Origin of the sequence: Grimontia sp. AD028, assembly GCF_000973155.1 — a bacterium.
Taxonomy (GTDB): domain Bacteria; phylum Pseudomonadota; class Gammaproteobacteria; order Enterobacterales; family Vibrionaceae; genus Enterovibrio; species Enterovibrio indicus.
The window spans coordinates 126,892-153,829 of the sequence record NZ_LASY01000070.1 but is presented as its reverse complement, the minus strand read 5'-3'; the positions used below and the strand labels follow the sequence as shown (position 1 = coordinate 153,829).

The 26,938-nt window shown below is 50.3% G+C and carries 26 protein-coding genes and 1 other annotated feature; of the genes, 18 read left to right on the top strand and 8 right to left on the bottom strand.

Annotated features, from left to right (window positions below):
* Positions 1-99 precede the first annotated feature (99 nt).
* The 8 genes from RN22_RS16400 to RN22_RS16365 all read right to left on the bottom strand — a co-directional run bounded on the left by RN22_RS16400 (position 100) and on the right by RN22_RS16365 (position 9,279).
* Positions 100-1,326, bottom strand: a complete 1,227-nt coding sequence (locus RN22_RS16400) for an FAD-binding oxidoreductase (RefSeq protein ID WP_156168219.1) — start codon at positions 1,324-1,326, stop codon at positions 100-102.
* 124 nt (positions 1,327-1,450) lie between these two features.
* A complete protein-coding gene (locus RN22_RS16395) occupies positions 1,451-2,290 on the bottom strand; it encodes an ABC transporter permease subunit (protein WP_002542171.1) in 840 nt (279 codons plus the stop codon).
* Positions 2,287-3,144: an ABC transporter permease subunit gene (locus tag RN22_RS16390; RefSeq protein WP_002542170.1), complete on the bottom strand. Its 858-nt coding sequence runs from the start codon at positions 3,142-3,144 to the stop codon at positions 2,287-2,289. The genes RN22_RS16395 and RN22_RS16390 overlap by 4 nt, the downstream gene beginning before the upstream one ends.
* A 92-nt stretch (positions 3,145-3,236) precedes the next feature.
* Entirely contained in the window at positions 3,237-4,361 is a 1,125-nt protein-coding gene (locus RN22_RS16385) for an ABC transporter ATP-binding protein (RefSeq protein ID WP_046305824.1), read from the bottom strand.
* 72 nt (positions 4,362-4,433) lie between these two features.
* Complete coding sequence (locus RN22_RS16380) at positions 4,434-5,534, bottom strand: polyamine ABC transporter substrate-binding protein (protein WP_046305822.1); 1,101 nt, start codon at positions 5,532-5,534, stop codon at positions 4,434-4,436.
* Positions 5,535-5,682: 148 nt separating this feature from the next.
* A complete protein-coding gene (locus tag RN22_RS16375) occupies positions 5,683-7,071 on the bottom strand; it encodes an aspartate aminotransferase family protein (RefSeq protein ID WP_046305820.1) in 1,389 nt (462 codons plus the stop codon).
* A 95-nt stretch (positions 7,072-7,166) separates the two neighbouring features.
* Complete coding sequence (locus RN22_RS16370) at positions 7,167-8,513, bottom strand: glutamine synthetase family protein (protein ID WP_046305818.1); 1,347 nt, start codon at positions 8,511-8,513, stop codon at positions 7,167-7,169.
* Positions 8,500-9,279: a gamma-glutamyl-gamma-aminobutyrate hydrolase family protein gene (locus tag RN22_RS16365; protein ID WP_046305816.1), complete on the bottom strand. Its 780-nt coding sequence runs from the start codon at positions 9,277-9,279 to the stop codon at positions 8,500-8,502. The genes RN22_RS16370 and RN22_RS16365 overlap by 14 nt, the downstream gene beginning before the upstream one ends.
* 313 nt (positions 9,280-9,592) lie before the next feature.
* Between RN22_RS16365 and RN22_RS16360 the strand changes: the two genes are divergently transcribed.
* From RN22_RS16360 to RN22_RS16275, 18 genes are all read left to right on the top strand, one after another.
* A complete protein-coding gene (locus RN22_RS16360; protein WP_002542160.1) occupies positions 9,593-11,002 on the top strand; it encodes a glutamine synthetase family protein in 1,410 nt (469 codons plus the stop codon).
* Between the two features lie 115 nt (positions 11,003-11,117).
* Positions 11,118-11,594 carry a YchJ family metal-binding protein gene (locus tag RN22_RS16355; protein ID WP_046305814.1) on the top strand — a complete coding sequence of 159 codons (477 nt, stop codon included), beginning with the start codon at positions 11,118-11,120 and terminating at the stop codon, positions 11,592-11,594.
* Between the two features lie 63 nt (positions 11,595-11,657).
* Positions 11,658-11,843 carry a hypothetical protein gene (locus RN22_RS16350; protein WP_046305812.1) on the top strand — a complete coding sequence of 62 codons (186 nt, stop codon included), beginning with the start codon at positions 11,658-11,660 and terminating at the stop codon, positions 11,841-11,843.
* Between the two features lie 197 nt (positions 11,844-12,040).
* Positions 12,041-13,294: a beta-propeller fold lactonase family protein gene (locus RN22_RS16345; RefSeq protein WP_046305810.1), complete on the top strand. Its 1,254-nt coding sequence runs from the start codon at positions 12,041-12,043 to the stop codon at positions 13,292-13,294.
* Positions 13,295-13,520: 226 nt separating this feature from the next.
* Positions 13,521-13,660 (top strand) — a sequence feature (His leader region).
* 78 nt (positions 13,661-13,738) lie between these two features.
* Positions 13,739-14,635 carry an ATP phosphoribosyltransferase gene (gene hisG / locus RN22_RS16340; RefSeq protein WP_002542155.1) on the top strand — a complete coding sequence of 299 codons (897 nt, stop codon included), beginning with the start codon at positions 13,739-13,741 and terminating at the stop codon, positions 14,633-14,635.
* 3 nt (positions 14,636-14,638) lie between these two features.
* On the top strand, positions 14,639-15,934 hold the full coding sequence (gene hisD / locus RN22_RS16335) for a histidinol dehydrogenase (RefSeq protein ID WP_046305808.1): 1,296 nt from the start codon (positions 14,639-14,641) through the stop codon (positions 15,932-15,934).
* A gap of 19 nt (positions 15,935-15,953) precedes the next feature.
* Entirely contained in the window at positions 15,954-16,994 is a 1,041-nt protein-coding gene (hisC, locus tag RN22_RS16330; protein ID WP_156168218.1) for a histidinol-phosphate transaminase, read from the top strand.
* A 24-nt stretch (positions 16,995-17,018) separates the two neighbouring features.
* On the top strand, positions 17,019-18,086 hold the full coding sequence (gene hisB, locus RN22_RS16325; RefSeq protein ID WP_046305804.1) for a bifunctional histidinol-phosphatase/imidazoleglycerol-phosphate dehydratase HisB: 1,068 nt from the start codon (positions 17,019-17,021) through the stop codon (positions 18,084-18,086).
* Positions 18,086-18,688: an imidazole glycerol phosphate synthase subunit HisH gene (gene hisH, locus RN22_RS16320; protein WP_046305802.1), complete on the top strand. Its 603-nt coding sequence runs from the start codon at positions 18,086-18,088 to the stop codon at positions 18,686-18,688. Before hisB ends, hisH begins: the two co-directional genes overlap by 1 nt.
* 6 nt (positions 18,689-18,694) lie before the next feature.
* Positions 18,695-19,432, top strand: a complete 738-nt coding sequence (hisA, locus tag RN22_RS16315; protein ID WP_046305800.1) for a 1-(5-phosphoribosyl)-5-[(5-phosphoribosylamino)methylideneamino]imidazole-4-carboxamide isomerase — start codon at positions 18,695-18,697, stop codon at positions 19,430-19,432.
* The gene (gene hisF / locus RN22_RS16310; protein ID WP_046305799.1) at positions 19,414-20,187 is read left to right on the top strand and encodes an imidazole glycerol phosphate synthase subunit HisF; all 774 of its coding nucleotides are present in this window, start codon (positions 19,414-19,416) and stop codon (positions 20,185-20,187) included. The genes hisA and hisF overlap by 19 nt, the downstream gene beginning before the upstream one ends.
* On the top strand, positions 20,184-20,816 hold the full coding sequence (gene hisIE / locus RN22_RS16305) for a bifunctional phosphoribosyl-AMP cyclohydrolase/phosphoribosyl-ATP diphosphatase HisIE (RefSeq protein ID WP_046305797.1): 633 nt from the start codon (positions 20,184-20,186) through the stop codon (positions 20,814-20,816). The genes hisF and hisIE overlap by 4 nt, the downstream gene beginning before the upstream one ends.
* Positions 20,817-20,968: 152 nt before the next feature.
* Positions 20,969-21,964 carry a UDP-N-acetylglucosamine 4,6-dehydratase (inverting) gene (gene pseB, locus RN22_RS16300; RefSeq protein WP_046305795.1) on the top strand — a complete coding sequence of 332 codons (996 nt, stop codon included), beginning with the start codon at positions 20,969-20,971 and terminating at the stop codon, positions 21,962-21,964.
* Positions 21,961-23,109 (top strand): UDP-4-amino-4,6-dideoxy-N-acetyl-beta-L-altrosamine transaminase, encoded by a 1,149-nt coding sequence (gene pseC / locus RN22_RS16295; protein ID WP_046305793.1) that lies wholly within the window; start codon positions 21,961-21,963, stop codon positions 23,107-23,109. The genes pseB and pseC overlap by 4 nt, the downstream gene beginning before the upstream one ends.
* A 7-nt stretch (positions 23,110-23,116) precedes the next feature.
* Positions 23,117-23,818, top strand: coding sequence for a pseudaminic acid cytidylyltransferase (gene pseF / locus RN22_RS16290; RefSeq protein WP_046305791.1), 702 nt, complete (start codon positions 23,117-23,119; stop codon positions 23,816-23,818).
* Complete coding sequence (gene pseG / locus RN22_RS16285) at positions 23,815-25,401, top strand: UDP-2,4-diacetamido-2,4,6-trideoxy-beta-L-altropyranose hydrolase (protein ID WP_046305788.1); 1,587 nt, start codon at positions 23,815-23,817, stop codon at positions 25,399-25,401. The genes pseF and pseG overlap by 4 nt, the downstream gene beginning before the upstream one ends.
* The gene (gene pseI, locus RN22_RS16280) at positions 25,398-26,450 is read left to right on the top strand and encodes a pseudaminic acid synthase (RefSeq protein ID WP_046305786.1); all 1,053 of its coding nucleotides are present in this window, start codon (positions 25,398-25,400) and stop codon (positions 26,448-26,450) included. The genes pseG and pseI overlap by 4 nt, the downstream gene beginning before the upstream one ends.
* A gap of 146 nt (positions 26,451-26,596) precedes the next feature.
* Complete coding sequence (locus RN22_RS16275; protein WP_002542138.1) at positions 26,597-26,938, top strand: metalloregulator ArsR/SmtB family transcription factor; 342 nt, start codon at positions 26,597-26,599, stop codon at positions 26,936-26,938.

Sequence of the window (26,938 nt, the reverse complement as noted above, 5' to 3'; positions counted from 1 at the left end):
GAAAATTTCGATAAGCAGTTATTCTACAATCAAATTTTCCAACGCAGTTATCGAGCATTTTAACAAGCTAGGATGAGCAGATATTTACTACGATTGGTATTAAATACCGAACTTGTCCCTGACTGAGTAATACCATGCCCCCAGGGCCGAAAACGGTACACTCAGCATGTGTCCACCGGGGAACGGTAAGTGCGGTAGGTTGGCAAAAGCATCAAATCGCTCCGCCTGCCCTTTCAGCACTTCCGACATCAATCTGCCTGCCAGATGGGTATAAGTGACACCGTGACCACTGCAGCCTTGTGAGTAATAGATATTGTTACCGATACGTCCCACTTGCGGTAAGCGCGATAGGGTCAGCAGGAAATTACCCGTCCAGCGGTAATCAATTTTCACACCGCTAAGCTGCGGAAAGGTATTCAGCATCTTTGGGCAGATAATAGCGTCTATATCAGCCGGATCCCGCGCACCGTAAACGACACCACCGCCATAGATCAGCCTTCTATCGCCAGACAGCCGGAAGTAATCAAGAAGATAGTTACAGTCCTCCACGCAGTAATCCTGCGGCAGCAAACTTTTCGCCTGCTGATCGGTCAGTGGCTCAGTGGCAATCACCTGTGTTCCACAGGGCATAGACTTGGCACGAAGCTCTGGCATCAGGTTACCGAGGTAAGCATTGCCTGCCACGATAACGAAAGAGGCGGTGACAGAGCCCTGCTCTGTTATCACTTTTGCCGGTTCGCCGCGCTCAATGTTCACCACTGGCGAATGTTCGTAGATTTTCCCACCCAAACTTTCAACCGCAGCGGCTTCTCCCAGCGCAAGGTTAAGTGGGTGGATATGCCCGCCAGATTTATCCAGCAATCCGCCAACATAGCTCTCCGTATCCACCACACAACGGATGTCGCTGTCATTCAGCATTTCGAGTTGGGTATTGCCGTATTTTTCCCACAGCGCCTTTTGATGTTCCAGCTCCTGCATTTGCTTGTCATTCAACGCAGCAAACACACCGCCGTTTTTCAGATCACAGTGGATGTTGTATTTCTCAACGCGCTCACGGATGATCTTCCCGCCTTCAAAAGCCATTTCACCAAAAAGACCAATTTTTTCCTTACCGACGGTCTTCTCAATCACATCAATGTCACGGCTGAAGCTATTCACAATCTGCCCGCCATTACGGCCAGAAGCGCCCCACCCGACTTTGGCCGCTTCCAACACCACGACGTTAAAACCCGCTTCAAGCAAATGCAGCGCTGATGAAAGACCCGTATAACCAGCTCCGACAATGCAAATATCAGTCGTGATTTCTGCATTCAGCACTTCTCGCATCGGAGAAGGATTGGCTGATGCAGCGTAATAAGAAGGTGCATGAGCCTGACTGGCTTCCTGTCTGGTGTGTTGTGACTGATTTTGTTGGTTCTGAATCGAACTGACTTGTTCCATGATGACAATCCTATTCCTGAAGCTCTTGGTTAAGGCGCTTCATGTCTTCCAGCGATTTTTGCTCTGCGCGACGCGCCACGTACCAGGACAAAAACGCAAACAGCGACACAACCAAAATGATGATGGTGGCAAGTGCATTGATTTTCGGTGAAACCCCAAGCCTGACAGAAGAAAAGACCACCATAGGCAACGTGGTAGAACCTGGCCCAGAGACGAAGCTCGCGATAACCAGATCATCAAGGGAAAGACTGAAGCTCAGAAGCCATCCCGCCACCAGCGCCGGGGCAATCATGGGGACTGTGATCACAAAGAAGACTTTGAACGGTGTTGCACCCAAATCCATACCTGCCTCTTCAATCGAGAAATCCAGTTCCCTTAGTCTTGAAGAGACCACCACTGCGACATAAGCAGCACAGAAAGTAGAGTGCGCAATCCACACCGTGGTCATGCCTCGCTCGGCAGGCCAACCAAACAGTTCCCCCATCTGCACAAACAGAAGCAGCAAGGACAGACCTATAATCACATCCGGCATGACAAGCGGTGCGGTGATCATATTGGAGAGTGTTAACCGTCCCCATGAACGTCGGAACCGCGTCATCACAAAGGCTGCTAACGTGCCGATGATCACCGCCATGGTAGAGCTATAGAACGCAATGCGAAGGCTGGTCCAAACCGCCTGCAGGATTTGCTCGTCTTTGAACAGCTCGGCATACCATTTGGGTGAGAACCCACCCCAGACGGTGACCAGCTTAGAAGCATTAAAAGAGTAAATCACCAGGATCAGCATGGGCAGGTAAAGGAAAACCAAACCTACCCAGAGCATGACCGTCGAAAATTGCCAGCGTTTCATCGGTCAGCCTCCATGTCCTTGGATTGATAATGGTGGAATAGCGTGATAGGGATGATGAGCAAAAGCAGCATCACAATCGCCAATGCTGAGGCAACGGGCCAGTCACGGTTATTGAAGAATTCCTGCCACAACACTTTGCCGATCATCAAGGTTTCAGGACCGCCCAGAAGTTCAGGGATCACTACTTCACCCACCACGGGAATAAACACCAGCATAGATCCTGCGATAATGCCGCCTTTCGACAGCGGTAAGGTCACTTTCCAGAAGGTGTTGAAGTTGCGCGAGCCTAGATCTGCCGCGGCTTCCAGCAAGCTTCCATCCAGCTTCACCAGATTGGCGTATAACGGAAGCACCATAAATGGCAGGTAGGTATACACAATGCCGATATACACTGCGGTGTTGGTGTTCAAGATCTGAATCGGATCGGATATCACACCCAGCCACATCAAGGTGTTGTTAATGATCCCTGTGTTGCTAAGTAGGCCCATCCAGGCATACACACGGATCAAAAATGAGGTCCAGGATGGCAGCATGATCAGCAGCAAAAGCACCGTTTGCATTCTCGCTGGCGCGCGGGCAATCGCATACGCCATGGGGTAACCTAAAAGCAAACAGCCTAGCGTTGATACAAAGGCGATTTTTACCGAGCTCAGATAGGCAAGGTAGTAGAGGTCATCATCCAGAATCCGCAAATAGTTCTCGAGATTCAGGGTAATTTCGATGACTTCATCAACATAAGCGACAATGGCTTCGTAAGGAGGGATTGCCAACGCCGCCATCGAAAAACTGATTTTGAAAACGATAAGGAATGGCACAGCAAAAAAGAGCAGCAGCCAGAGGTAAGGAATACCCATGGTGATGTGTCGTCCCTTGGGAAACAACATCTTATTTTTGTGCGGCGCTTTGCTTGGTGCTGGCGTTTTCGTCTGGGAGTTCGTCAAGGTCGTCATACGCGTAATACCACACCACCGGTGGCCTCCCAGCTGATGAACACCTCGTCATCCCAAGTGGGGCGATCCTGATGGCGGGAAACATTGGCCATACTGCACATCACCACTTTGTTGCTCGGTAACTTCACGTAGTACATGGAAGTACCACCAAGGTAGGCGATGTCATGTACTGTGCCCTTCGACCAATTATATTCACCGTCCGGTTGCTCTCGGCTAATAAAAGCTTTTTCAGGGCGAACTGCTAACCACACTTTTCTGTCTTCCACGTTGGTTGCCACACCGTGCCCCACGTAGATTTGTTGCACTGTGTCGCTGGACGAAATGACACAGTGATCGGTTTCATCCACCACGATTTCGCCTTCAAACAGGTTCACCGAACCAATGAATTCGGCAATCATGCAGCTGTTTGGCGACTCGTAAATATCTGTGGGTGTGCCAGTTTGGGCAATCCAGCCTTCATGCATGATGGCAATGCGCCCTGCCATCGTCATGGCCTCTTCCTGATCGTGGGTTACCATCACACAGGTCACGCCAACACGCTCCAGAATATCTACGACTTCCAACTGCATCTGGTTACGAAGCTTCTTATCCAATGCGCCCATCGGCTCATCAAGCAGCAAGAGTTTCGGGCGTTTAGCCAGCGATCTTGCCAACGCAACACGTTGGCGTTGACCACCTGATAGCTGATGCGGCTTGCGTTTGGCGTATTGCTCCATGTGCACCAGCTTCAGCATCTCTTTGACCCGATCCTGAATATCGGCTTTCTTGAGCTTGTCCTGCTTCAGACCAAACGCAATATTCTGTTCAACCGTCATGTGCGGAAACAAAGCGTAAGACTGAAACATCATGTTGATGGGTCTGTCATAGGGCGCCATATCGGTAATGTCTTCCCCATCGAGATAGATGCGTCCGCTCGACGGGGTTTCGAAACCCGCCAACATACGAAGCAAGGTAGATTTCCCGGAACCGGAACCACCGAGTAAAGAAAAAATCTCACCTTTCTCAATCGTTAAGGAAACATCATCTACCGCGCGGACATCCCCGAACAGCTTACTGACACGGTCGATTCTCAATAGCTCCGGCTTCTTCGCGCCATTGCCATTAGGGTTGCTGGTCACCATCTCATCCTCCCTGTGACTACCCCGGAACACACGAAAACAGGGAGCTGACATTTCAGCTCCCTGACGAAGCCATTACTGGCCAGTTTTCATGCGCGTCCAGGTTCGGTTGGACGTGCGGCTGATTTTCAGTGGAAGCACTTCAGAGACAAAGAGTTTGTCCATCACTTCTTGAGGAGGGTAAATAGACGGGTTGTTGAGCACTTCCGGATCCACCAGCTTGTTGGAAGCTGGGTTCGGGTTTGCATACGCCACGTAGTCAGTGATTGGTGCGATCACTTCTGGACGCAGAATGTAATTCATAAATGCATGGGCGTTTTTGGCATTTTTGGCGTCTGCCGGTATTGCCATCATGTCGAACCAAAGCTGCGCGCCTTTGCTTGGAATGGAGTAGTCAATCACCTGACCGTTACCCGCTTCTTCTGCACGGTATGCAGCCTGGAAGATGTCACCAGAGAAGCCATAAGCTAGACAGATATCGCCATTGGCAAGGTCTGTGATGTAGCGGGAGGAATGGAAGTAAGTCACGTAAGGACGGATTTTCGCCAGCACTTCCCCAGCTTCTTTGTAATCACCTTTCTTGGTGGAGTTAGGGTCTTTGCCGATGTATTGCAGCACCTGAGGCATTACCTCATCTGCAGAATCCACGACTGCAATGCCGCAATCTTTAAGCTTTGCGGCATATTTAGGGTCCAGCAGCAAATCGAGTTTGTTTTCTGGAATATCGTCGCCCAGACGCTCTTTCACTTTATCGACGTTGTAGCCAATGCCATTCGTGCCCCACATGTAAGGGATGGCGTATTGGTTACCCGGATCGGCCATTTCCAAGCGCTTCATCAGTTTTGGATCCAGATTGCCACTGTTGGTCAAAAGACTCTTATCCAACGGCTGGAAAGCACCCGCTTTGATTTGTTTGGCGAGGAAGTTATTTGACGGAACAACGAGATCGTAGCCAGAGTTACCGGAAAGCAGCTTTGCTTCCAAAACGTCGTTGCTGTCATACACATCGTAGGTGACCTTGATGCCGGTCTCTTTCTCGAAGTTTTCTATCGTGTCTTCCGCGATATAGTCACTCCAGTTGTAAATTCGAAGGATTTCTTCAGCCTGTAGCCCGGTTGAAACCATCAATCCTGCCAACACGACGGCAGAAACTTTGTTGCGGATTACCATCTTCATGTTTTCTCCTTTTGACCCGAGTCCTATCGAGGTCGTTACTACATTCCAATGTCCAAACCAGAACCAATCTTTGACTCTGGTTTTGATGGTTTGCCAGCATCAGGGTCTGTAGACCTTGAGTGCCGACAGAATTTCAATTCTTTCCGGGCTAAAGCGCGCCCTTGTCCTTAAGTGCCTGCAGCGTTAAATCCAATGCCAGCTTGGCCTTGTGGATCAGTTCATCCACCTCGGTACGGGTAATAACTAAAGGCGGGCTGATGATCATGGTGTCTCCACACGCACGCATCACAAGGCCGTTTTCCACGCTGATATCACGGCAAACTTCGCCAATGCCGACTTCTTCATCAAAGCGTTTGCGGGTTGCTTTGTCTTGCACCAATTCAATCGCCGCCACCAGCCCAACACCGCGCGCTTCGCCAACCAGCGGGTGCTCGGCCAACGTTTGCCATTGGGATTGCAGGTAAGGCCCAATATCTTCCTTCACATACTGAACCAGATTTTTCTCTTTCATCACTTTGAGGTTTTCCAGTGCAACCGCTGCTGCTACCGGATGACCGGAGTAGGTGTATCCGTGATTGAAATCACCGCCTTTTTCTTCAAAAGCATTGGCGACACGGTCGCTGACAATCACACCCCCCATTGGGATATATCCGGAAGTCATGCCCTTCGCAATCGGCATAAAATCAGGTTTGATATCAAAAGTCTGGCTACCGAACCATTCACCGGTGCGGCCAAAACCACAAATCACTTCATCAGCAATCATCAGGATGTCGTACTTCGCCAGAATACGGTTAATTTCCGGCCAATACGTCGACGGTGGAATGACAACGCCACCCGCCCCTTGAACAGGCTCAGCGATAAAGGCCGCAACCTTGTCTTCGCCAATTTCCAGAATGGCTTTTTCCAATTCCTGTGCCGCTTTCACCCCAAATTCTTCAGGCGTTAAGTCCCCACCCTCACCAAACCAATAAGGCTGCGGAATATGGTGAATACCTGGAATTGGAAGGCCGCCTTGCTTGTGCATGGCTTTCATGCCGCCCAAGCTTGCTCCTGCAACCGTGGAGCCGTGGTAACCGTTATGGCGGCCGATGATGGTGAATTTTTCCGGCTGACCTTTCAGCGTCCAGTAATGGCGAACCATACGCAGAACCGTGTCATTGGATTCTGAACCTGAGCCAGTAAAGAACACTTGATTCATGTGATCCGGTGCGAGTTCAGCAATCTCTTTAGCCAACTCAACCACAGGTGGATGGGCACACTGGAAAAAGCTGTTGTAATAAGGCAATTCCAGCATTTGCTTGTGGGCAGCATCAGCCAGACGTTTCTCGCCATAACCAATGTTGGTGCACCATAGTCCAGCCATACCATCAAGAATACGGTTGCCGTCACTGTCCCAGATATACACGCCCTGGGCGCGAACAATCATACGCGCTCCCTTTTCCCTCAGCGTTTTATGATCGCTGAATGGGTGAAGATAATGCGCATTATCCAATGCCTGTAGCGTTTGGGTATCTGGGTGTTGTACGACGTGTGTCATTCTGACCTCCACATCCTTGAAGTTTGAAACATTGGCAACCGTCTTGGTTGTCTCCCTTGTAAAACAATGACTAAACGAGTCTGACCGTCTTCACATTAAACAGTGAGCAACAGGAACTCCCGCTCCCAGGAACTGATGACACGTTTGAAGTTCTCCTGCTCTTTGCGCTTCACCGCGATGTAGCCACGAGCAAAGGATTCCCCCAAATACTCTGCGACCTCATCACACTGTTCCATGCGCTCCAACGCGCCTTCTAAGGTGTAAGGCAGCGCCGGGCTGCGCAGCTCATAGCCACGTCCCTGTACAGGAGGCGTTGGTTTCAAACCACGCTCCATACCGATGTAACCACACAAAAGACTGGCGGCAATAGCGAGGTAACAGTTAGCATCCGCCCCCGGCAATCGGTTTTCTACACGACGCGCCTGAGGAGAACAGCTCGGCACACGCAAGCCACAAGTGCGGTTTTCTTCGCCCCACTCCACATTTACCGGTGCTGAGGTATCTGGCAGGAAGCGACGGAATGAGTTTACGTTCGGGGCGAACATAGGAAGCATTTCCGGAATGAACTGCTGAAGGCCAGCAATATGCCCATAAAAGAGTGATGAGCTGGTACCGTCTTCATTGGTGAAAATGTTTTTACCGGTTTTCACATCAACGATGCTCTGGTGAAGGTGCATCGCACTGCCCGGCTCATCAGTAATTGGCTTAGACATAAAGGTCGCCACCACCTGATGCTTGAGCGCGGCTTCACGCAGCGTGCGCTTGAACAGGAACACCTGATCTGCCAGCACCAAAGGATCGCCATGACGGAAGTTGATTTCCATCTGAGCGACGCCTTCTTCGTGGATCAAAGTATCAATGGCGAGCCCTTGCGTTTCACACCATTCGTACATGTCTTCAAACAGCGGATCGAATTCGTTGGCAGCATCAATAGAAAAAGACTGGCGACCTGTCTCCATGCGTCCAGAACGGCCAATCGGCGGCTCAAGCGGTAAGTCAGGATCTTCACACCGAGCAGTCAGATAAAACTCCATTTCCGGTGCAACAACCGGTTTCCAACCCTTCTCTTCGTAGAGCTTCAGCACCTTCTTCAACACGTTACGCGGTGTCAGTTCAATGGGGTTCCCCATTTTGTCGAAGGTGTCATGAATGATTTGGGCAGTTTTCTCAATCGTCCATGGAAGCAGATAGACGGCGTCTTCATCCGGCTTACAGATGAAGTCAATGTCTGCCTCATCCAGCAAGGCGTAATAGATGTCATCATCAACATAGTCGCCCGTGACTGTTTGCAGTAAAACACTCTCTGGCAGACGCATTTCGCCTTCGTTAATGAACTTATCGACAGGTGCGATCTTTCCGCGAGCAATGCCGGATAAGTCACTGACAACGCACTCAACTTCCGTAATCTCGTTTTCTTTCAACCACTTCTTAAGCTTGTCCATATTCTTTCTCACGCTGATTCGCCCTTATTCGGCAGGCTTCCCCAAACATATCGAAGATAGCTGAATAAAAAGGATTTTTTGTGACTTTCCACTCAGGATGCCACTGAACTCCTAAGGCGAAGTTTTTTGCATCGATGACAGAGACTGCCTCTATCAGTCCGTCCGGGGCGTACGCTTCTGGTCGCAGTCCTTTGCCTAATCTGTCTATGCCCTGGGTATGGACAGAGTTCACGTCAGCAGAGGTGCGACCCCAAGCCTCGTAGAGAAGCCCCCCGGGTTCGATGTTTACGGTGTGAGAAATGCCGTATTGAATATCTACAGCAGCGGTTTTGTCTTCGCGGTGTTCGATAAATCCGCCCACCTCATGAAGTTTTTGATGCAGGCTTCCCCCCATGACCACGTTCATTTCCTGAAAGCCGCGGCAAATCGCTAAAACGGGGACGCCCATTTCTATGGCTAATGCAAGGAGGGGTATGGTGGTGGCGTCCCGGGCAGGGTCATGATCTGTGCCCGCTTCGCTCGGTGACCCTTGATAATGGTGAGGCTCAATGTTTGATGGAGATCCTGTGAAGAGTATCCCGTCGAGTGAAGCTAAAACGCGTTTTATGGGCAAAGCTTTGCCCAACGCAGGGATCACCATTGGGCACCCCCCAAAAGTGTCCGCCACACTCCTGACGTACTTATCGCCAACAATATGGAAAGGATGTAACCCAATCTGAGTCGTACACCCTGTCACGCCAATCATTGGGATAGTTGAGTCTTCCATATCTTCCTCTGCATTGACTACCGAATCGCAAAGCAAATCGCTATCTACTATCAGTATGCTATGCGTTCGTTTTTTTTCACGCTACACGTTAAAAATAAATTACGCAAGTGACACACACAACAAAATCGCACGAATTATTTATCATTTCATTAACATTATTAAACCCATGAAGTTTCGAGGCTTATCGTATTGATTTGCAGTAAAAACAGAGGTTTTGTGATGTGAAACGCTGTTGACATAATCAAGGCTTTACTATTCACTCAGAACCACACATAGAGGTGATTGATATAATTTACACTCAGGTAGGTGTTTCATGCGATATCAAACAGACAGGGAAATGTTTACGTCTGAAGATGCACAATTGCCAGATGCAAACGAAGCCATTGAATTTCTTGAACAGAACCCGGATATAGAGTTCGTCGACCTGCTCTTGCTCGACATGAATGGCATCGTGCGTGGCAAACGTGTAGAGAAAGATAAGCTGCAAAAAGCCTATGAAAACGGCATAGCCTTACCCATCTCCATCTACGGTATGAATATCAAAGGGACACCAGTTGAAGAAACGGGGCTTGGGCTAGAAATCGGCGAGTCTGATGCGATTTGTTACCCAGTAGCAGGTTCACTCACCCGCCAGCCTTGGCAAAAACGCCCCATCGCGCAGCTGATGCTGGAAATGTATGAAGACAGGGAAACGCCACTCTTCGCTGATCCGCGGATGATCTTACGCCGCATTGTCCGCCAGTTTAAAGCCCGCGGACTGACACCCGTTTCGGCTTACGAGCTAGAGTTCTACCTGATTGACAGCAAGGTGCCCGGCAACGCTCCTCTTCCTCCTGTTTCGCCGATCACTGGCAAGCGACCTGAAAATACCCAGGTTTATTCACTCGATGAACTGGATGAATACGCAGAGCTTCTTACTCAAATCATCGAAGCCGCCCGCGAACAAGGTTTGCCTGCAGACACCATTGTTGCGGAATCTGCGCCTGGCCAGTTTGAAATTAACCTCAAGCATACTGATGATGCGCTCGCTGCCTGTGATCATTCCATCCTACTTAAGCGTGTTATCAAGCAAGTCGCTCATGATAATGATCTCGACACTACCTTTATGGCAAAGCCTTATGCTGATCAAGCGGGCAATGGCATGCACCTGCACATCAGCCTTCTCGATGACGATGGCAACAATGTGTTCGAGCCAGAAGCTGAAGGTGAGATGACAGATATGCTTCGTTACGCGTTGGGAGGAATGTTAGCGCTGATGCCACAGTACTTGGCAATCATGTGTCCAAACATCAACTCTTACCGACGGTTCGCGCCTGATTTTTATGTGCCGAATGCTGCAACTTGGGGGATAGAAAACCGCACCACTGCCCTTCGCATTCCGGGGGACGTACCCGCTGCGACGCGCATCGAACACCGTGTGGCAGGTACAGATGCCAACCCTTACCTGATGATGGCAGCTTTGCTGGCATCCATCATGTATGGCATTGACAACAAAATCGAACCTTCCGAACCTGTAGTCGGTAATGCTTACGACTTGGATAACGAGCCACTGCCTACCAACCTGCGCGACGCATTGAGAGAGCTTTCTTCCTCTGATGCAATGCGACAGTTCCTCGGCACGGACTTTGTAGACGTGTTCGTCACCTGCAAAGAAAAAGAGCTTGAAGAGTTTGAGCAGCACGTTACCGCCCTCGAATACGATTGGTACTTGCACGCCTTCTGATTTCTCGCCTTTCCCCAGACCGTTTTTTTCGCGGTCTGGGTCGGCACTTCACCTTGACTCGCTTCACGCTCACTTGGACAATACCGCCGTTATTTATTCAACGCGGTTTCTAGCTATGACGACAGCGCTTTGCCCTTGTGGCAGCCAAAAACCTTACAGCGAATGCTGTGAGCCCATCCATCAAAACCACGCCAATGCCGACCATCCAGAAAAGCTGATGCGTTCTCGCTATTCTGCTCACGTAAAGGGGCTGGTTGATTATGTGGTGAAAACCTATCATCCCTCTTGTGGCGCGGAGCAACATCGTGACGCAATCGCTGATTCGGTTAACAGCGAATGGTTGATGCTAGAAGTGCTTTCAAGCTCAGTTGATCAGGACGGCAAACAAGGTTTCGTTGAATTCAAAGCCCATTACAAAGACGCTGATAAACAATATTGCCTGCATGAGAAATCTCGCTTCGTCACCGAAGTAAAGGACGGCGAGAGACTTTGGTATTACATCGACGGTGAATACCCGAAGGCTGAGAAAGTTGGGCGTAATGACCCCTGCCCATGCGGTAGCGGAAAAAAACACAAGAAGTGCTGCGGTTAAAAAACCATCAAGTAACTACGGCAATTGCCGATAAAGAGGGGAAGCAACCATGAGGATAATACGATGGATTGGTTCCCCAAAATCTCAGATTACTCGCCACAAAAAGTGGGTAACGTCGTCAAACAGGATAAGACCAAGCAACAGCAACAAAAGCGCGCTGAGGAAGAAGAACGCCACGACGACAATAAAGAAACCACCACAGAGGAAAACAAGAAGAGCAACGATGGTTTACTCGATATCTATGTTTGAACCTGATTGTAAAAGCTGACTTTTACCGGCGCCTAGTTTCTGATTCCATAACTTTTTCTCTTCCAACTTCCTACTTTTTGGCCCGAAAGACTCACATGCCGCTCAAAGCGAATCAAATACGGTAAATCAGATTTAACTTATAAAAATACCTCCTAGGATGAAATTTCGGCTGATTCATCTCTAAATAGGACGTTTATATGAAACAGAAGTTATCTCTTATCGCGACACTATTTATCTCCACCTATGCAACGTATTCAGCTGCAACCGATATCTATGTCGTTACCAATAAAGCTGACGGTAACACGATCGCCCATTTCAAAGATGCCAAAGGAACCTTTGCAATGGTCGCTGAATATTCTTCCGGCGGTACAGGAACAGGCGATTTGGAAATCCCTGCTCTTGAGAAAAATCCAGACCACCCGTTAGCTAATGGCGATGACCCGCTTATCTCAGCCAATGCCATTCGCGCTTCTGCAGACGGCGACCTCATTGTCTCGGTCAATCCCGGTGACGCCACCATCGCGCTGTCTGAAAGGCAAAAAGGCGGAAAACTCGCCTTGGTAAACACGGCGAAAGCATCCGATCTGTTCCCTATCTCTGTCGACATTTCCGGTGATTTAGTTGTTGCAGCGAGCGTGGGTGACAACAATGGCTCAGGTTCCATCGCGCTGTACCAAATCAAAGATGGCAAACTGATTGTGGTGGCAGACAGCCGACGCGACCTAAAAGCCCGCCCTTCTACGATCAGTTTCTCGACCAATGGTGAGTTTGTTTACGTCAATGAGCTGGTCACAGGAAAAGTGAAGGTTTTCGGTATTGAAAACGATAACCTGACTGAGTCCCCAGTTTCCAGCATCGACAGTCCCCGTGCTGAGGCATCCCGCTTTCAGGCCATTCCAGTTGGGTTTGATGTGCGTGGTGACAACAATAAAGATGTCATCCTGATGTCGGAAGCACGCTTCCTGACACCAGACTTCAAGCTCCGAGAGGGTAATGGTGAAGTGGTACAAAGCCCGCTTTATAGCTGGCAAACGGGTTCACTCTCAACATACACCGTGGATAAAAAAGGCCAGATTGCTGCCGTATCACAGGACGTGCTCACCGGAAGCAATGTAGAAGGCGATGAAATTGCCAACTGTTGGGTAGCCCTCTCTCCAGACGGCAAAACCCTGTGGGCTGCAAATGCACTTTCTAGCTCAATCAGTTCGTTTTCAGTCAGTAAAAAAGGCGATGTCACGTTAAAGAATGACGTTGCGTATAAAGACAGTTCTGAGACAGCATTTTACAGTGATATGACAGTGAGCCGCGACGGCAAACACCTCTATCAATTAGTCGGTAACCAAGGCGCGATTTTGGTTTTCGACATCAAGCCCAATGGCGACCTGACATTGAAACAACAAGTTGGCGGAATGCCAGAACTTGGCACCTACGGTATGCTCGCGCTTGATTAGGGGTTTCCTACTAAACGCCCGGCAAATCAGCTGGGCGTTTTCATTTCAATTTCCATCAATTTCAAGCATTCCCTCCAATAAGCACTGCTAACGTTGTTTTTAAGTCGTTTTTAATCGAAATAATGTGTTGCAATCTTTATCGATTTTGTTAGTGTTGATGCCAAGCAAACGTTAAATCGTTACAGCACTTAGAGAAGAAAAATATGCAAAAATCGCTCATGGCCATTCATCACCACCATCATCCTGACTAGTCTTTCGGGAGATGTGGTTTCGACTGGAAGACAAGGAGTAAGGTTCTTCCACCGGTCATCAAAGCGAACACAAGATTCAGACCCCCGGAAGCGAACCTTCCGGGGGTTTTTACTTTTAGGATTCAAAAAAATTGCGATGACACTTTAAGGAAACGGGAAGTCGTCATAGCGAAAAAGATACAGGGAATAGATCATGCAAACAGAACGTCTAAGAATTGCCATTCAGAAAAAAGGCCGCCTTGCGAAAGAGTGTCACGAACTGCTCAAGCGCTGCGGTGTGAAAATTAACTTTTCCGGCGACCGTCTGATCGTTCACGCCGAGAATATGCCAATCGATTTGCTGCTGGTACGTGACGACGATATCCCAGGCCTCATCATGGATGGTGTGGTTGATTTGGGTGTTATCGGCGAAAACGAACTCGAAGAAGTGCGTTTAGAGCGCGTTGCACTGGGCGAGCCAAACGAGTATGTGAAGCTTCGTCGTCTCGACTTTGGTGGCTGCCGCCTGTCTGTTGCTATCGATAAAGACAAAACTTACAACGGCCCACAGGATCTGGCTGGCAAGCGTATTGCCACGACTTATCCAAATATCCTCAAAGATTACCTCGACAAACAAGACGTTAAATTCAGCACTTGTATGTTGAACGGTTCTGTTGAAGTCGCGCCGCGCGCCGGTCTTGCGGATGCTATCTGTGATTTGGTGTCTACAGGTGCAACGCTGGAAGCCAACGGCCTGAAAGAAGCAGAAGTTATCTTCCGCTCTAAAGCGGTACTTATTCAGCGCATGGGTGAGTTCGACGCAGACAAAACCGCACTGATCGAACGCCTGCTGACCCGTATCAAGGGCGTTATCCAAGCAAAAGAATCAAAATACATCATGCTTCACGCGCCTAGCGAAACCTTGGAGCAAGTGGTTGAATTGCTGCCAGGAGCAGAAGACCCAACTATCCTGCCTCTTGCACACGACAAACAACGTGTGGCTGTTCATCTGGTTAGTACCGAGAACCTGTTCTGGGAAACCATGGAAAAACTGAAGGCCTTGGGTGCGAGCTCCATTCTGGTGCTGCCAATCGAGAAGATGATGGAGTAAGCCATGAAAACAGTGGTTTGGAAATCCCTCAGCGATATACAGCAGGCAAAAGCGCTTGAGCGCCCTGCTATCTCTGAAAGTGCATCAATCACTGAAGCCGTTGAAGGCGTGATCAAACAAGTCCGCACTGGCGGTGATGCTGCGCTTAAAGCACTGACAGAGAAATTCGATAAAGTGGTACCTGAGAATATTCAGGTTTCACAAAGCGAAATCGATGCGGCGGAAGCTCGTCTGGGCGAGGAAATCAAAACAGCACTCAAACAGGCTTATGACAACATCGCTTGCTTCCACAAAGCGCAAAAAGCAGAGCCACTGACGGTAGAAACTATGCCGGGTGTGGTATGTGAGCTGGTTACCCGCCCGATTAACCGCGTTGGTCTTTACATTCCAGGTGGCAGTGCGCCGCTACCATCAACCGTATTGATGCTGGGTGTGCCTTCTCAAATCGCCGGATGCCGTAAAGTAGTACTTTGTTCACCTCCGCCAATCGCTGATGAAATTCTTTACGTTGCCAAGCTTTGTGGCATCGATGAAGTCTACAACCTCGGTGGCGCACAGGCTGTTGCAGCCATGGCTTACGGCACTGAAACAGTGAGCAAGGTTGATAAGATTTTTGGCCCAGGTAACGCCTTCGTTACCGAAGCTAAGCGTCAGGTCAGCAATGACCACCAAGGTGCCGCGATTGATATGCCAGCTGGCCCTTCTGAAGTGCTGGTGATTGCGGATGAAGATGCTGATGCGGATTTCGTTGCTGCAGATTTGCTGAGTCAGGCTGAACACGGCCCAGATTCTCAGGTTGTGCTTGTCACACCATCGCCTGTACTGGCAGAGAAAGTGGCTGACGCCGTCAAAGCACAGCTAAAAGTACTGAGCCGTGCTGACATCGCAAGCCAGGCACTGGGTTCTAGCATCATCATCATTGCAGATAGCCTGACCCAGTGTGTCGCGATTTCAAACAACTACGGCCCTGAGCACTTGATTGTTCAGACCAAGAACCCACGTGAATTGCTGCCACTGCTGGATAACGCAGGCTCGGTTTTCCTGGGGGCATGGTCACCGGAATCTGTTGGCGATTACGCATCTGGCACCAACCACGTGCTGCCAACTTACGGCTACACCCGCACCTACTCAAGCCTTGGCCTTGCCGATTTCAGTAAGCGCATGACAGTGCAAGAGTTATCATCTGATGGCTTACAAGCATTGGCCCCTACTGTCGTTGCGATGGCCAACGCTGAAGGTCTGGATGCGCACAGAAACGCCGTGACCCTTCGTGTTGAAAAACTCAATAACAAAAAATAATAAAGGGGAAGCAATGGACATTGAGAAATTAGCCCGTAAGGACGTTCAGGCACTGACCCCTTACATGTCCGCCCGCCGATTGGGCGGCTCTGGTGATGTTTGGCTGAATGCGAACGAATCACCATTTAACAACGAATACACCATCAACGGTGCTGGCCTGAACCGCTACAGCACCTGTCAGCCTGAAGAGTTGATCCGTGCTTACGCAGACTACGCAGGCGTTCGCCCAGAGCAGGTCCTGACCTCTCGTGGCGCAGATGAAAGCATCGAACTGCTGATCCGTACTTTCTGTGAAACCGGTGAAGACAGCATTCTGTTCTGCCCACCGACTTACGGCATGTATGCCATCAGCGCAGAAACAACAGGTGTTGCACGCAAAACAGTGCCACTGACCGATGAGTGGCAATTGAACCTGCCTGAAATCGAAAAGAACCTCGATAGCGTCAAACTGGTGTTTGTGTGTAGCCCAAATAACCCAACCGGTAATCTGATTAACCGCGACGATATTGAAACGCTACTGGAAATGACGGCTGGCCGCGCGTTGGTAGTGATGGACGAAGCCTACATCGACTTCTGTCCAGAAGCCTCAACTGTGGACTTGCTGGTACGCTACCCAAATCTTGCGATCCTTCGTACTCTGTCAAAAGCCTTCGCTTTGGCCGGCTTGCGATGTGGCTTCACGCTGGCGAATCAGCAGATCATTCAATTGATGACCAAAGTGATTGCGCCATACCCAGTGCCAGTACCCGTCACTGAAATCGCGGTACAGGCGTTAAGTGAAGCAGGCCTTGCCCGAATGAAGTATCAAGTGCTGGACCTGAATGCGAACCGTGCCTATCTTCAGGCAGGCCTTGCGATGCTGCCAGGCGTGGAAGTGTTTGATGGCTACGGCAACTACCTGCTGGTGAAATTCCCAGACGCTGATCTCCTGTTCTCAGCCCTATGGGACAACGGCATTATCTTGCGCCGTTCGCCAATTGAAGGATGCATCCGAATCAGCGTGGGCAACCGCGAAGAGTGTGAAAAGACCCTGACCTTTATCCGCCAGCAACTGGCATAAAGAGCGCAACAAAAGGAATTTGTAGTGAAAGAAAAAATCCTCTTTATCGACCGCGATGGCACGCTGATTGTTGAGCCACCTGTAGATTTTCAGGTCGACCGCCTCGACAAACTCAAGCTTGAGCCATTCGTGATCCCTGCCCTGCTGGCTCTGCAAGACGCTGGCTATAAGCTGGTGATGGTGACCAACCAGGATGGTCTGGGCACTGACAGCTACCCACAGGAAGATTTCGACGCTCCACACAACATGATGATGGAGATTTTCGAATCTCAAGGCGTGAAATTTGCTGACGTTTTGATTTGCCCGCACTTCGACCACGAAGATTGTAGCTGCCGCAAGCCAAAGCTTGGTTTGGTTAAAGACTATCTCCAGCAAGGCCGTGTGGACTTCAAAACCTCTGCCGTGATTGGCGACCGTCAGACCGACCTGCAGCTTGCTGAAAACATGGCAATCCGAGGTATTCAATACAACCCGGAAACCATGGGTTGGCAGCAAATCCTGAAGGATTTGACCACCAACCCTCGAGTGGCAACCGTTGTCCGTACCACCAAAGAAACGGACATCCGTATCACGGTGAACCTCGATGAAACTGGCGGCAATAAGATCAGCACAGGACTTGGTTTCTTCGACCACATGCTGGATCAAATTGCGACCCATGGTGGCTTCCGTATGGAAGTGGCGGTTGATGGCGACCTGCACATCGACGATCACCACACAGTAGAAGACACGGCGCTCGCGCTGGGTCAGGCGCTGAAAGAAGCGCTGGGTGACAAACGCGGTATTGGCCGTTTCGGTTTCAGTCTGCCAATGGATGAGTGTCTGGCGCAATGTGCTCTGGATTTGTCTGGCCGCCCTTACCTCAAGTTCGAAGCGACCTTCTCTCAGGACAAGGTTGGCGATCTTTCAACTGAAATGGTCGAGCACTTCTTCCGCTCACTGACTGACACCATGGCGTGTACCCTCCACCTTTCATCAGACGGCGACAATACACACCACATCGTGGAAAGCCTGTTTAAAGCCTATGGCCGCACTTTGCGTCAGGCGATTCGCGTAGAAGGTAACGAGCTGCCAAGCAGCAAAGGGGTGCTGTAATGAGCGATGCAAAGATTGTCATCATCGACACGGGTTGTGCGAACGTCAGCTCTGTGCGTTTTGCGATTGAGCGCCTCGGTTACGATGTCACGATCAGCCGCGACCCAGACGTTGTGCTGGCAGCAGACAAACTCTTTCTTCCGGGTGTCGGCACCGCGTCCGAGGCGATGAAAAACCTGGAAGAGCGCGACCTGATTTCGCTGGTACGCGAAGTCAAACAGCCTCTTCTCGGCATATGCCTTGGTATGCAGCTTCTGGGTAAATCCTCACAGGAAGGCAAAGAGCAGGTGAACTGCCTCGGCCATGTTGATGCGGACACTAGCTTGATGGAAACCGGCGAGTTGCCGCTTCCCCACATGGGTTGGAACACGGTCTCCCCAGTGAACAATCACCCGCTGTTTAAAGACATTCCAGAAAACAGCTACTTCTATTTTGTTCACAGCTACGCCATGCCAGTCGGTGATTACACCATTGGTCAGTGCGACTACGGCAAGCCGTTTACCGCAGCAGTGCAAAGTGGCAACTATTACGGTGTGCAATTCCACCCTGAGCGCTCAAGCAAAGCTGGTGCGCAACTGATTAAGAACTTTTTGGAGATGTAATTAAGGATGATTATTCCCGCTTTGGATTTAATCGATGGGCAGGTCGTCCGTCTCTATCAGGGTGACTACGGACAAGTTACCGAATACAAAGTTGACCCAAGCGAGCAGTTCGCGATTTACCACAACGCAGGCGCAAACTGGCTGCACTTGGTAGACCTGACGGGAGCTAAAGATACGTCTGCCCGTCAGCTGCCATTGATTGAAAAGCTGATTGCCAGCACACCTGCCAACATCCAAATTGGCGGTGGCGTGCGCAAGGAAAGCGACGTGGTAGAGCTGCTACGTGCCGGCGCAAAACGTGTCGTCATCGGTTCAACCGCTGTTAAGCAACCTGAGCTGGTTAAAGGCTGGATGGAAAAATACGGCGCAGAGCAAATTGTACTGGCGCTCGACATCAACATTGATGGCAACGGCAACCGCATGGTTGCGGTTTCCGGCTGGCAAGAAGACTCTGGCGTGACCATCGAAGCGCTGCTGGACGACTTCCTGACGGTTGGTCTCAAGCACGTGCTGTGTACTGATATCTCTCGTGACGGCACCTTGGCAGGTTCCAACGTCGATCTATACAAAGATTTGTGTGCAGCGTACCCACAGGTTCAGTTCCAGTCTTCCGGCGGCATCGGCTCACTGGCCGACATCGAAGCGCTGAAAGGCACAGGTATCGCAGGCGTTATCGTGGGCCGTGCATTGCTGGACGGCAAGTTCACTGCAGAGGAGGCATTCGCATGCTGGCAAGAAGGATAATCCCATGTCTTGATGTTCGCGATGGTCAGGTGGTGAAAGGTGTTCAGTTCCGTAACCACGAAATCATCGGCGATATCGTCCCGCTGGCTGCACGTTACGCGGCAGAAGGCGCAGACGAACTGGTGTTTTACGATATCACTGCGTCCAGTGATGGCCGTGTGGTCGATAAAAGCTGGGTCGCGCGTGTTGCAGAAGTCATCGACATTCCATTTTGTGTCGCTGGCGGCATTAAAACCGCAGAGGACGCTAAACGTATTCTGGAATTCGGTGCAGATAAAATCTCCATCAACTCCCCTGCATTGGCTAACCCAGAACTCATCACCGAACTTGCGGAGAAATTTGGCGTGCAGTGTATCGTGGTCGGTATCGATTCCTACTACGACAAAGACACAGGCAAGTATCAGGTTTATCAGTTCACCGGTGACGAAACCCGCACCAAAGCAACCCAATGGGAAACCCGCGACTGGGTGCAGGAAGTGCAAAAGCGTGGTGCCGGTGAAATCGTGCTGAACATGATGAACCAGGATGGCGTGCGCAACGGCTACGACCTTGAGCAATTAAACATGGTCCGCGAAGTGTGCCACGTTCCACTAATTGCTTCGGGCGGCGCAGGTGAGATGGTGCACTTTGCCGAAGCTTACAAGAAAGCGAATGTTGACGGTGCATTGGCAGCGTCTGTATTCCACAAGCAGATCATCAACATTGGTGAACTGAAACAATACTTAAAACAACAAGACGTGGAGATCCGCTTATGAGCCAGACACAATCAAACGCGGCGCTCGCTGAAAGCATCGACTGGGAAAAAGTCGACGGCTTAGTACCTGCTATTGTCCAAAATTCACAGAGCGGACAGGTTCTGATGATGGGTTACATGAATCAGGACGCGCTGGCCAAAACGCTCGATACCGAGCAAGTGACCTTTTTCTCACGCACCAAGGAGCGTCTTTGGACCAAAGGCGAAACCTCCGGTAACGTACTGCGTCTCAAGCACATTGCTGTGGACTGTGACAAAGACACCCTGCTGGTGCAAGCCGACCCAATCGGCCCAACCTGTCACCTCGGCACTGAAACCTGCTGGGGAGAAGACGACGCAAACAAACCTGCTCTGGTGTTTCTTCATCAATTGGAGCAGGTGCTGGCTTCCCGTCGAGGATCCGATCCTTCAACGTCTTATACGGCGTCCTTGTATGCCAAGGGCACCAAGCGCATTTCGCAGAAAGTGGGCGAAGAAGGCGTCGAAGTCGCGCTTGCAGCGACGTCGGGCGATAAGGAGGAGCTGATCAATGAGTCTGCAGACCTGATGTACCACTTGATGGTGCTGCTGCAAGACCAAGGCTTCTCGCTCGAAGACGTCGCGAATAAGCTGAAGGAACGTCACAAGTAAGCTTCTAAGCAAACCGCAGAAAAAGGCAATTTCGAAAGAGATTGTCTTTTTTTTCGTCATCCAATCACGATGTAGGCAATTTTCTCCCACCGAAATTGGCGCTATCAGTTAAAATTTCAATCAGATACTGAGACGAATGCTTAAGGATTGAAATGTTTAACGGCAAGTCGATTTTGATCACCGGTGGTACCGGATCATTTGGAAAAAAATACACCAAGACCATCCTTGCGCGTTACAAGCCTAAGCGACTCATCATTCTCTCGCGCGATGAATTAAAACAATTCGAAATGCAGCAAGAGTTTAATGACCCTTGCATGCGCTATTTTATCGGCGATGTACGCGACGCTGGCCGCATGATGGAAGCCATGAATGGTGTCGATTACGTCATTCATGCAGCCGCTCTCAAGCAGGTTCCTGCCGCCGAATACAACCCAATGGAATGCATCAAGACTAACGTACATGGTGCAGAAAATATCATCCGCGCCGCCATTGCTAACAAGGTCGAAAAGGTTATCGCCCTTTCAACTGACAAAGCCGCCAGCCCAAATAACCTCTACGGCGCTACCAAACTTTGTTCAGACAAACTCTTCGTAGCAGCGAACAACATGACCGGTGGCGGACAAACCCGTTTTGCGGTTGTTCGCTATGGCAATGTGGTCGGCTCCCGTGGTTCTGTGGTGCCGTTTTTCAAAAAGCTGGTTGAAGAAGGTGCAGATTCGCTGCCAATTACCCACCCTAATATGACCCGTTTTTGGATCACCTTGCAGCAAGGCGTCGACTTTGTTCTGAAGAACTTCGAGCGCATGCAAGGCGGCGAAATCTTTGTCCCGAAAATCCCATCTGTCCGCTTGATGGACCTAGCGACCGCTTACGGTAATGGTTTGCCGGTGAAAGAGATTGGTATTCGTCCGGGCGAGAAAATGCATGAAATCATGTGTCCAAGTGATGACTCTCATCTGACGCTGGAATTTGCTGACCACTATGTGATGCGCCCAACTATCAAATTCTATGCGGCTGATTACGACTATTCGGTGAATCCTCTCGGTGAAAAAGGCGAACCCGTTGCGGCTGGTTTTGAATACCATTCAGGCAGTAATCCGGATTTTCTGAACGTCGAGCAGATCCTGGAATTTGAGCAACAAGCATGATCCCTTACGGCAAACAAAACATTAGCCAAGACGATATCGATGCCGTCGTTGACGCTTTATCGTCTGACTTCATCACTCAAGGGCCGCGCGTTACTCAGTTCGAAAACGCTGTCGCTCAAAAAGTCGGGGCGAAACATGCCATCGCAGTTAACAGTGCGACTTCCGCGCTGCATATCGCTTGCCTGGCGCTGGAGCTTGGCCAAGGTCAGCGTTTATGGACCTCTCCCAACACCTTTGTGGCGTCAGCAAACTGCGCTTTGTATTGTGGCGCAGATGTCGACTTTGTCGATATCGACCCAGCTACCTACAACCTTTGTCCAAAGCGTTTAGCTGAGAAACTGGAACACGCAAAGCTGTCGGACACCCTGCCGCATATTGTGGTCGTGGTACATATGTGCGGCCAAAGCTGCGATATGGATGCTATCCACCAGCTTTCCGAGCAGTATGGTTTCCGCATCATCGAAGACGCCTCTCACGCCATTGGCGGCAAATATCAGGATCAGTATGTTGGTAACTGCCAATACAGCGATATCACCGTTTTCAGCTTTCACCCGGTAAAAATCATCACCACCGCAGAAGGTGGCATGGCGCTGACCAACAATCCAGCGCTCGCCAAAGCGATGGAGAATCTTCGCAGCCACGGTGTTACGCGAGATTTGGAATCTTTGGTCGACAGCAACCAAGGCGATTGGTACTACGAGCAGCAGTCACTGGGTTTCAACTACCGCATGACAGATCTTCAAGCCGCGCTGGGAACTTCTCAGCTGGCGAGACTGGATACATTTGTAGAACGTCGACAAGTACTTGCAGATCGCTACACTGAAAAGCTGTCGGCACTGCCGCTGACCATACCAACATTACTTCCCGCCAGTAAATCGGCATGGCATTTGTATGTCATCCAGTTAGCGGAACCAGATTGCCGCCGCCGCGTGTTTGATGAACTTCGCGCGAAAGGCATCGGTGTACACGTGCATTACATTCCGGTTCACACCCAACCGCATTACCGCGAACTGGGGTTTGAGTGGGGACAATTCCCTGCTGCAGAACATTATTATCAAGCTGCGCTCAGCCTGCCTCTTTACTTTGATATGACGGAAGATGAGCAGGACACAGTGATTCAGGCACTGGCTGACGTGCTGCGCTGAGGACGAAATGAAAGTCTGTATTATTCCTGCCCGTGGTGGCAGTAAGCGTATTCCGGGAAAAAACCTCAAGACCTTTATTGGCAAGCCAATCATTGCCTACGCCATTGATGTCGCTAAAAAGTCTGGCCTGTTTGACCGCATCATTGTCTCGACAGACAGCGAAGATATTGCCGGTGTCGCCAAAGAACATGGCGCAGAAGTGCCTTTCCTTCGTCCTTCTGATATCGCGAACGACCATGCGACAACGTTGGATGTAATCAAACATGCCATCGAATGGCTTCAGGAGAACGATACCCGCCCATTGGGCTCGGTTTGTTGTCTTTACGCCACTGTGCCGTTTACCCGCGCCAAGGATTTGGAAGAAGGTCTGGCACTGCTGGAAAAAGAACAGACCCAATACACTTTCGCCGCCACACGCTTTTCGTTCCCCATTCAGCGTAGTATCCGAATGAATGGCGAAGGCAATGTGGAAATGTTCTGGCCTGAGCATTTCTCTACCCGCTCACAGGATTTAGAGACTGCTTATCACGATGCGGGGATGTTTTACTGGGGCAAGCCGGACGCTTTCCTCTCCGGCAAACCGATTTTCGCACCACATTCCAAAGCCGTTCAGATCCCTCATTTCCGGGTTCAGGATATCGATGAGCCCGACGATTGGATCCGCGCTGAAATGCTCTATCAAATTCTTGAACAGCGGGGAGAGCTATGAAGGTTGCCATTCGCGTCGATGCCTCCAGCCAGATTGGTACCGGACATATCATGCGCTGTCTGGTGCTAGCAAAAAAGCTGATTGAGCGCGGCCATGAGGTTGTGCTTCTTAGCCGTCCTCTGACAGGCAATCTTATCGATTACTGCAAAACTCAGGGTGTCGATGTGATCTCCCTGAAAACTATTCAGGAAACCTTCTTACCCGATGCCGGCGATTACAGACACTGGCTCGGCGTGACACAGGAAGCTGATGCAAACGAATGCTTGGCAGCACTGGAAGCATTTCAGCCAGACTGGATTGCCATGGATCATTATGCGCTCGACCGTGAGTGGCAAGACCTGATGCGTACATCGGGTACCAGAATCTTTACCATTGACGATCTGGCTAACCGTGAACACAAGTGTGATGTGCTCTTGGACCACAACCCGTGGCCGGATTTTGAAAACCGCTATCATCAGGTTGTGTCAAAGGAATGCACTCAACTTCTGGGACCCAAATTTGGCCTGCTGCGCCCACGCTTTTCCGAGCTTCGCCAACAGCCCCCAGCGCTCAAGAATGTGGTACTGGCTTTTTTCAGTGGCACAGACCCAAGTGGTGAGTGCATTAAGCTTTTAAACGCCAGCAGACACTTTGATTCACTCCCCTTCCGGCTGCATGTTGTGCACGGGTTAGCGAATCCGAGAAGAGATGAAATTGCGTCGCTGCCTTTGCCGGAGTTCGTGACGCTTTCTGAAAACCTGCCCGACTACGAAGCTGAACTTGCCGCCTGCCGATATGCTTTTGGCGGTGCCGGTGTCAGCGCGATTGAACGCGCCAGCCTCGGTGTACCGGGAACTCTCGTTTCCGTGGCAGAAAACCAACGTCAAATGGCCGAACACCTTGGTGCCAGCGGCCTGTACCGTTACCTTGGTGTGAGCGACAAAACCACCGAGCACGATTACGCCAATGAACTGAAATGGCTGGCGGAACATTGGAAAACTTTGCCTTATCGCTTGGAGAAATCAGACATCGACGGCAATGGTGCGCAGCGTGTAGTCGAGGTCATGGAAAGTTTGTGTCCGACAGAACCGAATAATCAGATGATATTCCGCCCCATGACGACCGAAGATTTACCCATGGTTCGAGGTTGGCGAAATGACCCTGGCGTTCGCGAGATGATGTTCACCCAACATGAAATCAGCGCTGAGGAGCATGAGCGCTGGTTTGCCAAAGCTTCAACTGACGCCACGAAACAGTTTTTTATTGCGCACGCTGAGGGAACGCCGGTTGGCATGGTCTCTTTCACCGAGATTGAAAGACAATCAAACACCGCAGAATGGGGGTTTTATAAATCCCCTGAAGCGCCCTCAGGCACTGGTTTTACGCTGCTATTTGAAGCATTGCACCTTGGCTTTGATAAGTTGAGGCTTGAAGGTATTCGCAGCCGGGTGCTTTGCAGCAATCCAAAAGTCCTTTACCTTCACCACAAGCTTGGCTTTTCAAAGGAAAGGGACATGCAAACCCTAATCACAGCAGAGGGAGACAAAGATTATTTTGCTTTCTTCCTTTCACGTGAAGACTGGAACGGTAACACAGCATCATGACCCCGTTTATTACCATCGATGGCCGTAAAATTGGCCCAGACCACAAGCCTTACATCATCGCTGAAATGTCAGCAAACCATAACGGCTCCATCGAACGTGCTTTCCAGACCATTGAAATGGCCAAACGCGCTGGCGCTGATGCGATTAAGATGCAGAGCTACACCGCGGACACCATTACGCTAAATTGCGATTCTGACGAATTCCAAATCAAAGGCGGGCTCTGGGATGGTCGCACTCTATATGACCTTTACCAAGAAGCACACACGCCCTTTGAATGGCACAAGCCTCTGTTTGATAAAGCACGCGACATTGGTATTACCCTGTTCAGTACGCCATTTGATTTTACAGCGGTGGATTTGCTGGAAGATCTCAATGCGCCCGCCTACAAGATAGCGTCGTTTGAAGCGGTCGATTTACCGCTAATCCGTTATGTGGCGCAAACCGGAAAACCGATGATCATCTCCACAGGCATGGCTAACGGTGATGAAATTTCCGAAGCGGTAGCGACTGCCCGTGACAATGGTTGTGGGCAATTGGTGCTTCTTCATTGCATCAGCGCCTACCCTGCCCCAGCTTCCCAAAGCCATCTGCGCACCATTCCCGATCTCGCGGAGAAGTTCGGTGTCATTGGCGGTCTGTCTGACCACACATTGGGTACCACAGTGTCTGTTGCTGCTGTTGCGCTCGGCGCGTCCGTGATTGAAAAACACGTCACTCTGAGCCGCAATGACCCAGGCCCAGACTCTACCTTTTCTCTGGAGCCTGATGAATTGGCATCGCTCTGTAGGGACACAGAAACCGCGTGGCAAGCATTGGGACAAGCAGGCTATCAACTTAAAGAAGCGGAGAAAGGCAATGTGCAATTTCGCCGTTCGCTCTATGTTGCTCAAGACATCAAAAAAGGTGAAACCCTCAATCCAGACAACGTAAAAAGCGTTCGTCCGGGGTTTGGTTTAGAGCCTAAGCACTATGATGTTGTCATGGGACGAATAGCACTCTCTGATATTCCAGCGGGCACGGCCCTTAATTGGGAACTCATTTCCAAATAGCCATTTCCAAACAAGCAACAGTGTTCTAGCGACTCTGTTGCTTAGTTCTAGCTCCAAATATGAAGCTTTCATGACATACCTTATTTCCTGTTGACTCATGCCTTATTGAAATTAATATATGGATATTCGCATATGGAGATATTCAAATGTTACCTCATCAGTTTTTCAAACTGCTCGCAGATGAAACCCGCGTGAGATGTTTATTGCTCATCGCGCGGGAAGAAAAAATCTGCGTGGGCGAGCTAACGGAAGCACTCAACGAGAGCCAGCCAAAGATCTCCCGACACTTGGCACAACTTCGTTCAAGCGGCGTGATTTTGGATACCCGCCAGGGTCAATGGGTGTTTTACCGCTTGTCTGACCAACTTCCCGGTTGGATGCGCAAACAAATTCAGGGGCTGGTCGATTCGAACTGCCTTAAACAAGAATACCAGCAAGATATCCAGCGTCTCTCGGAGATGAAATCTCGCCCAGAGTGCTGTGTTTAG

Bases quoted from the DNA above. Each gene is read 5' to 3' on its own strand.
- RN22_RS16400 (WP_156168219.1), bottom strand. From the start codon at position 1,326: ATGCGAGAAGTGCTGAATGCAGAAATCACGACTGATATTTGCATTGTC.
- RN22_RS16395 (WP_002542171.1), bottom strand. From the start codon at position 2,290: ATGAAACGCTGGCAATTTTCGACGGTCATGCTCTGGGTAGGTTTGGTT.
- RN22_RS16390 (WP_002542170.1), bottom strand. From the start codon at position 3,144: ATGGGTATTCCTTACCTCTGGCTGCTGCTCTTTTTTGCTGTGCCATTC.
- RN22_RS16385 (WP_046305824.1), bottom strand. From the start codon at position 4,361: ATGGTGACCAGCAACCCTAATGGCAATGGCGCGAAGAAGCCGGAGCTA.
- RN22_RS16380 (WP_046305822.1), bottom strand. From the start codon at position 5,534: ATGAAGATGGTAATCCGCAACAAAGTTTCTGCCGTCGTGTTGGCAGGA.
- RN22_RS16375 (WP_046305820.1), bottom strand. From the start codon at position 7,071: ATGACACACGTCGTACAACACCCAGATACCCAAACGCTACAGGCATTG.
- RN22_RS16370 (WP_046305818.1), bottom strand. From the start codon at position 8,513: ATGGACAAGCTTAAGAAGTGGTTGAAAGAAAACGAGATTACGGAAGTT.
- RN22_RS16365 (WP_046305816.1), bottom strand. From the start codon at position 9,279: ATGGAAGACTCAACTATCCCAATGATTGGCGTGACAGGGTGTACGACT.
- RN22_RS16360 (WP_002542160.1), top strand. From the start codon at position 9,593: ATGCGATATCAAACAGACAGGGAAATGTTTACGTCTGAAGATGCACAA.
- RN22_RS16355 (WP_046305814.1), top strand. From the start codon at position 11,118: ATGACGACAGCGCTTTGCCCTTGTGGCAGCCAAAAACCTTACAGCGAA.
- RN22_RS16350 (WP_046305812.1), top strand. From the start codon at position 11,658: ATGGATTGGTTCCCCAAAATCTCAGATTACTCGCCACAAAAAGTGGGT.
- RN22_RS16345 (WP_046305810.1), top strand. From the start codon at position 12,041: ATGAAACAGAAGTTATCTCTTATCGCGACACTATTTATCTCCACCTAT.
- hisG (WP_002542155.1), top strand. From the start codon at position 13,739: ATGCAAACAGAACGTCTAAGAATTGCCATTCAGAAAAAAGGCCGCCTT.
- hisD (WP_046305808.1), top strand. From the start codon at position 14,639: ATGAAAACAGTGGTTTGGAAATCCCTCAGCGATATACAGCAGGCAAAA.
- hisH (WP_046305802.1), top strand. From the start codon at position 18,086: ATGAGCGATGCAAAGATTGTCATCATCGACACGGGTTGTGCGAACGTC.
- hisA (WP_046305800.1), top strand. From the start codon at position 18,695: ATGATTATTCCCGCTTTGGATTTAATCGATGGGCAGGTCGTCCGTCTC.
- hisF (WP_046305799.1), top strand. From the start codon at position 19,414: ATGCTGGCAAGAAGGATAATCCCATGTCTTGATGTTCGCGATGGTCAG.
- hisIE (WP_046305797.1), top strand. From the start codon at position 20,184: ATGAGCCAGACACAATCAAACGCGGCGCTCGCTGAAAGCATCGACTGG.
- pseB (WP_046305795.1), top strand. From the start codon at position 20,969: ATGTTTAACGGCAAGTCGATTTTGATCACCGGTGGTACCGGATCATTT.
- pseC (WP_046305793.1), top strand. From the start codon at position 21,961: ATGATCCCTTACGGCAAACAAAACATTAGCCAAGACGATATCGATGCC.
- pseF (WP_046305791.1), top strand. From the start codon at position 23,117: ATGAAAGTCTGTATTATTCCTGCCCGTGGTGGCAGTAAGCGTATTCCG.
- pseG (WP_046305788.1), top strand. From the start codon at position 23,815: ATGAAGGTTGCCATTCGCGTCGATGCCTCCAGCCAGATTGGTACCGGA.
- pseI (WP_046305786.1), top strand. From the start codon at position 25,398: ATGACCCCGTTTATTACCATCGATGGCCGTAAAATTGGCCCAGACCAC.
- RN22_RS16275 (WP_002542138.1), top strand. From the start codon at position 26,597: ATGTTACCTCATCAGTTTTTCAAACTGCTCGCAGATGAAACCCGCGTG.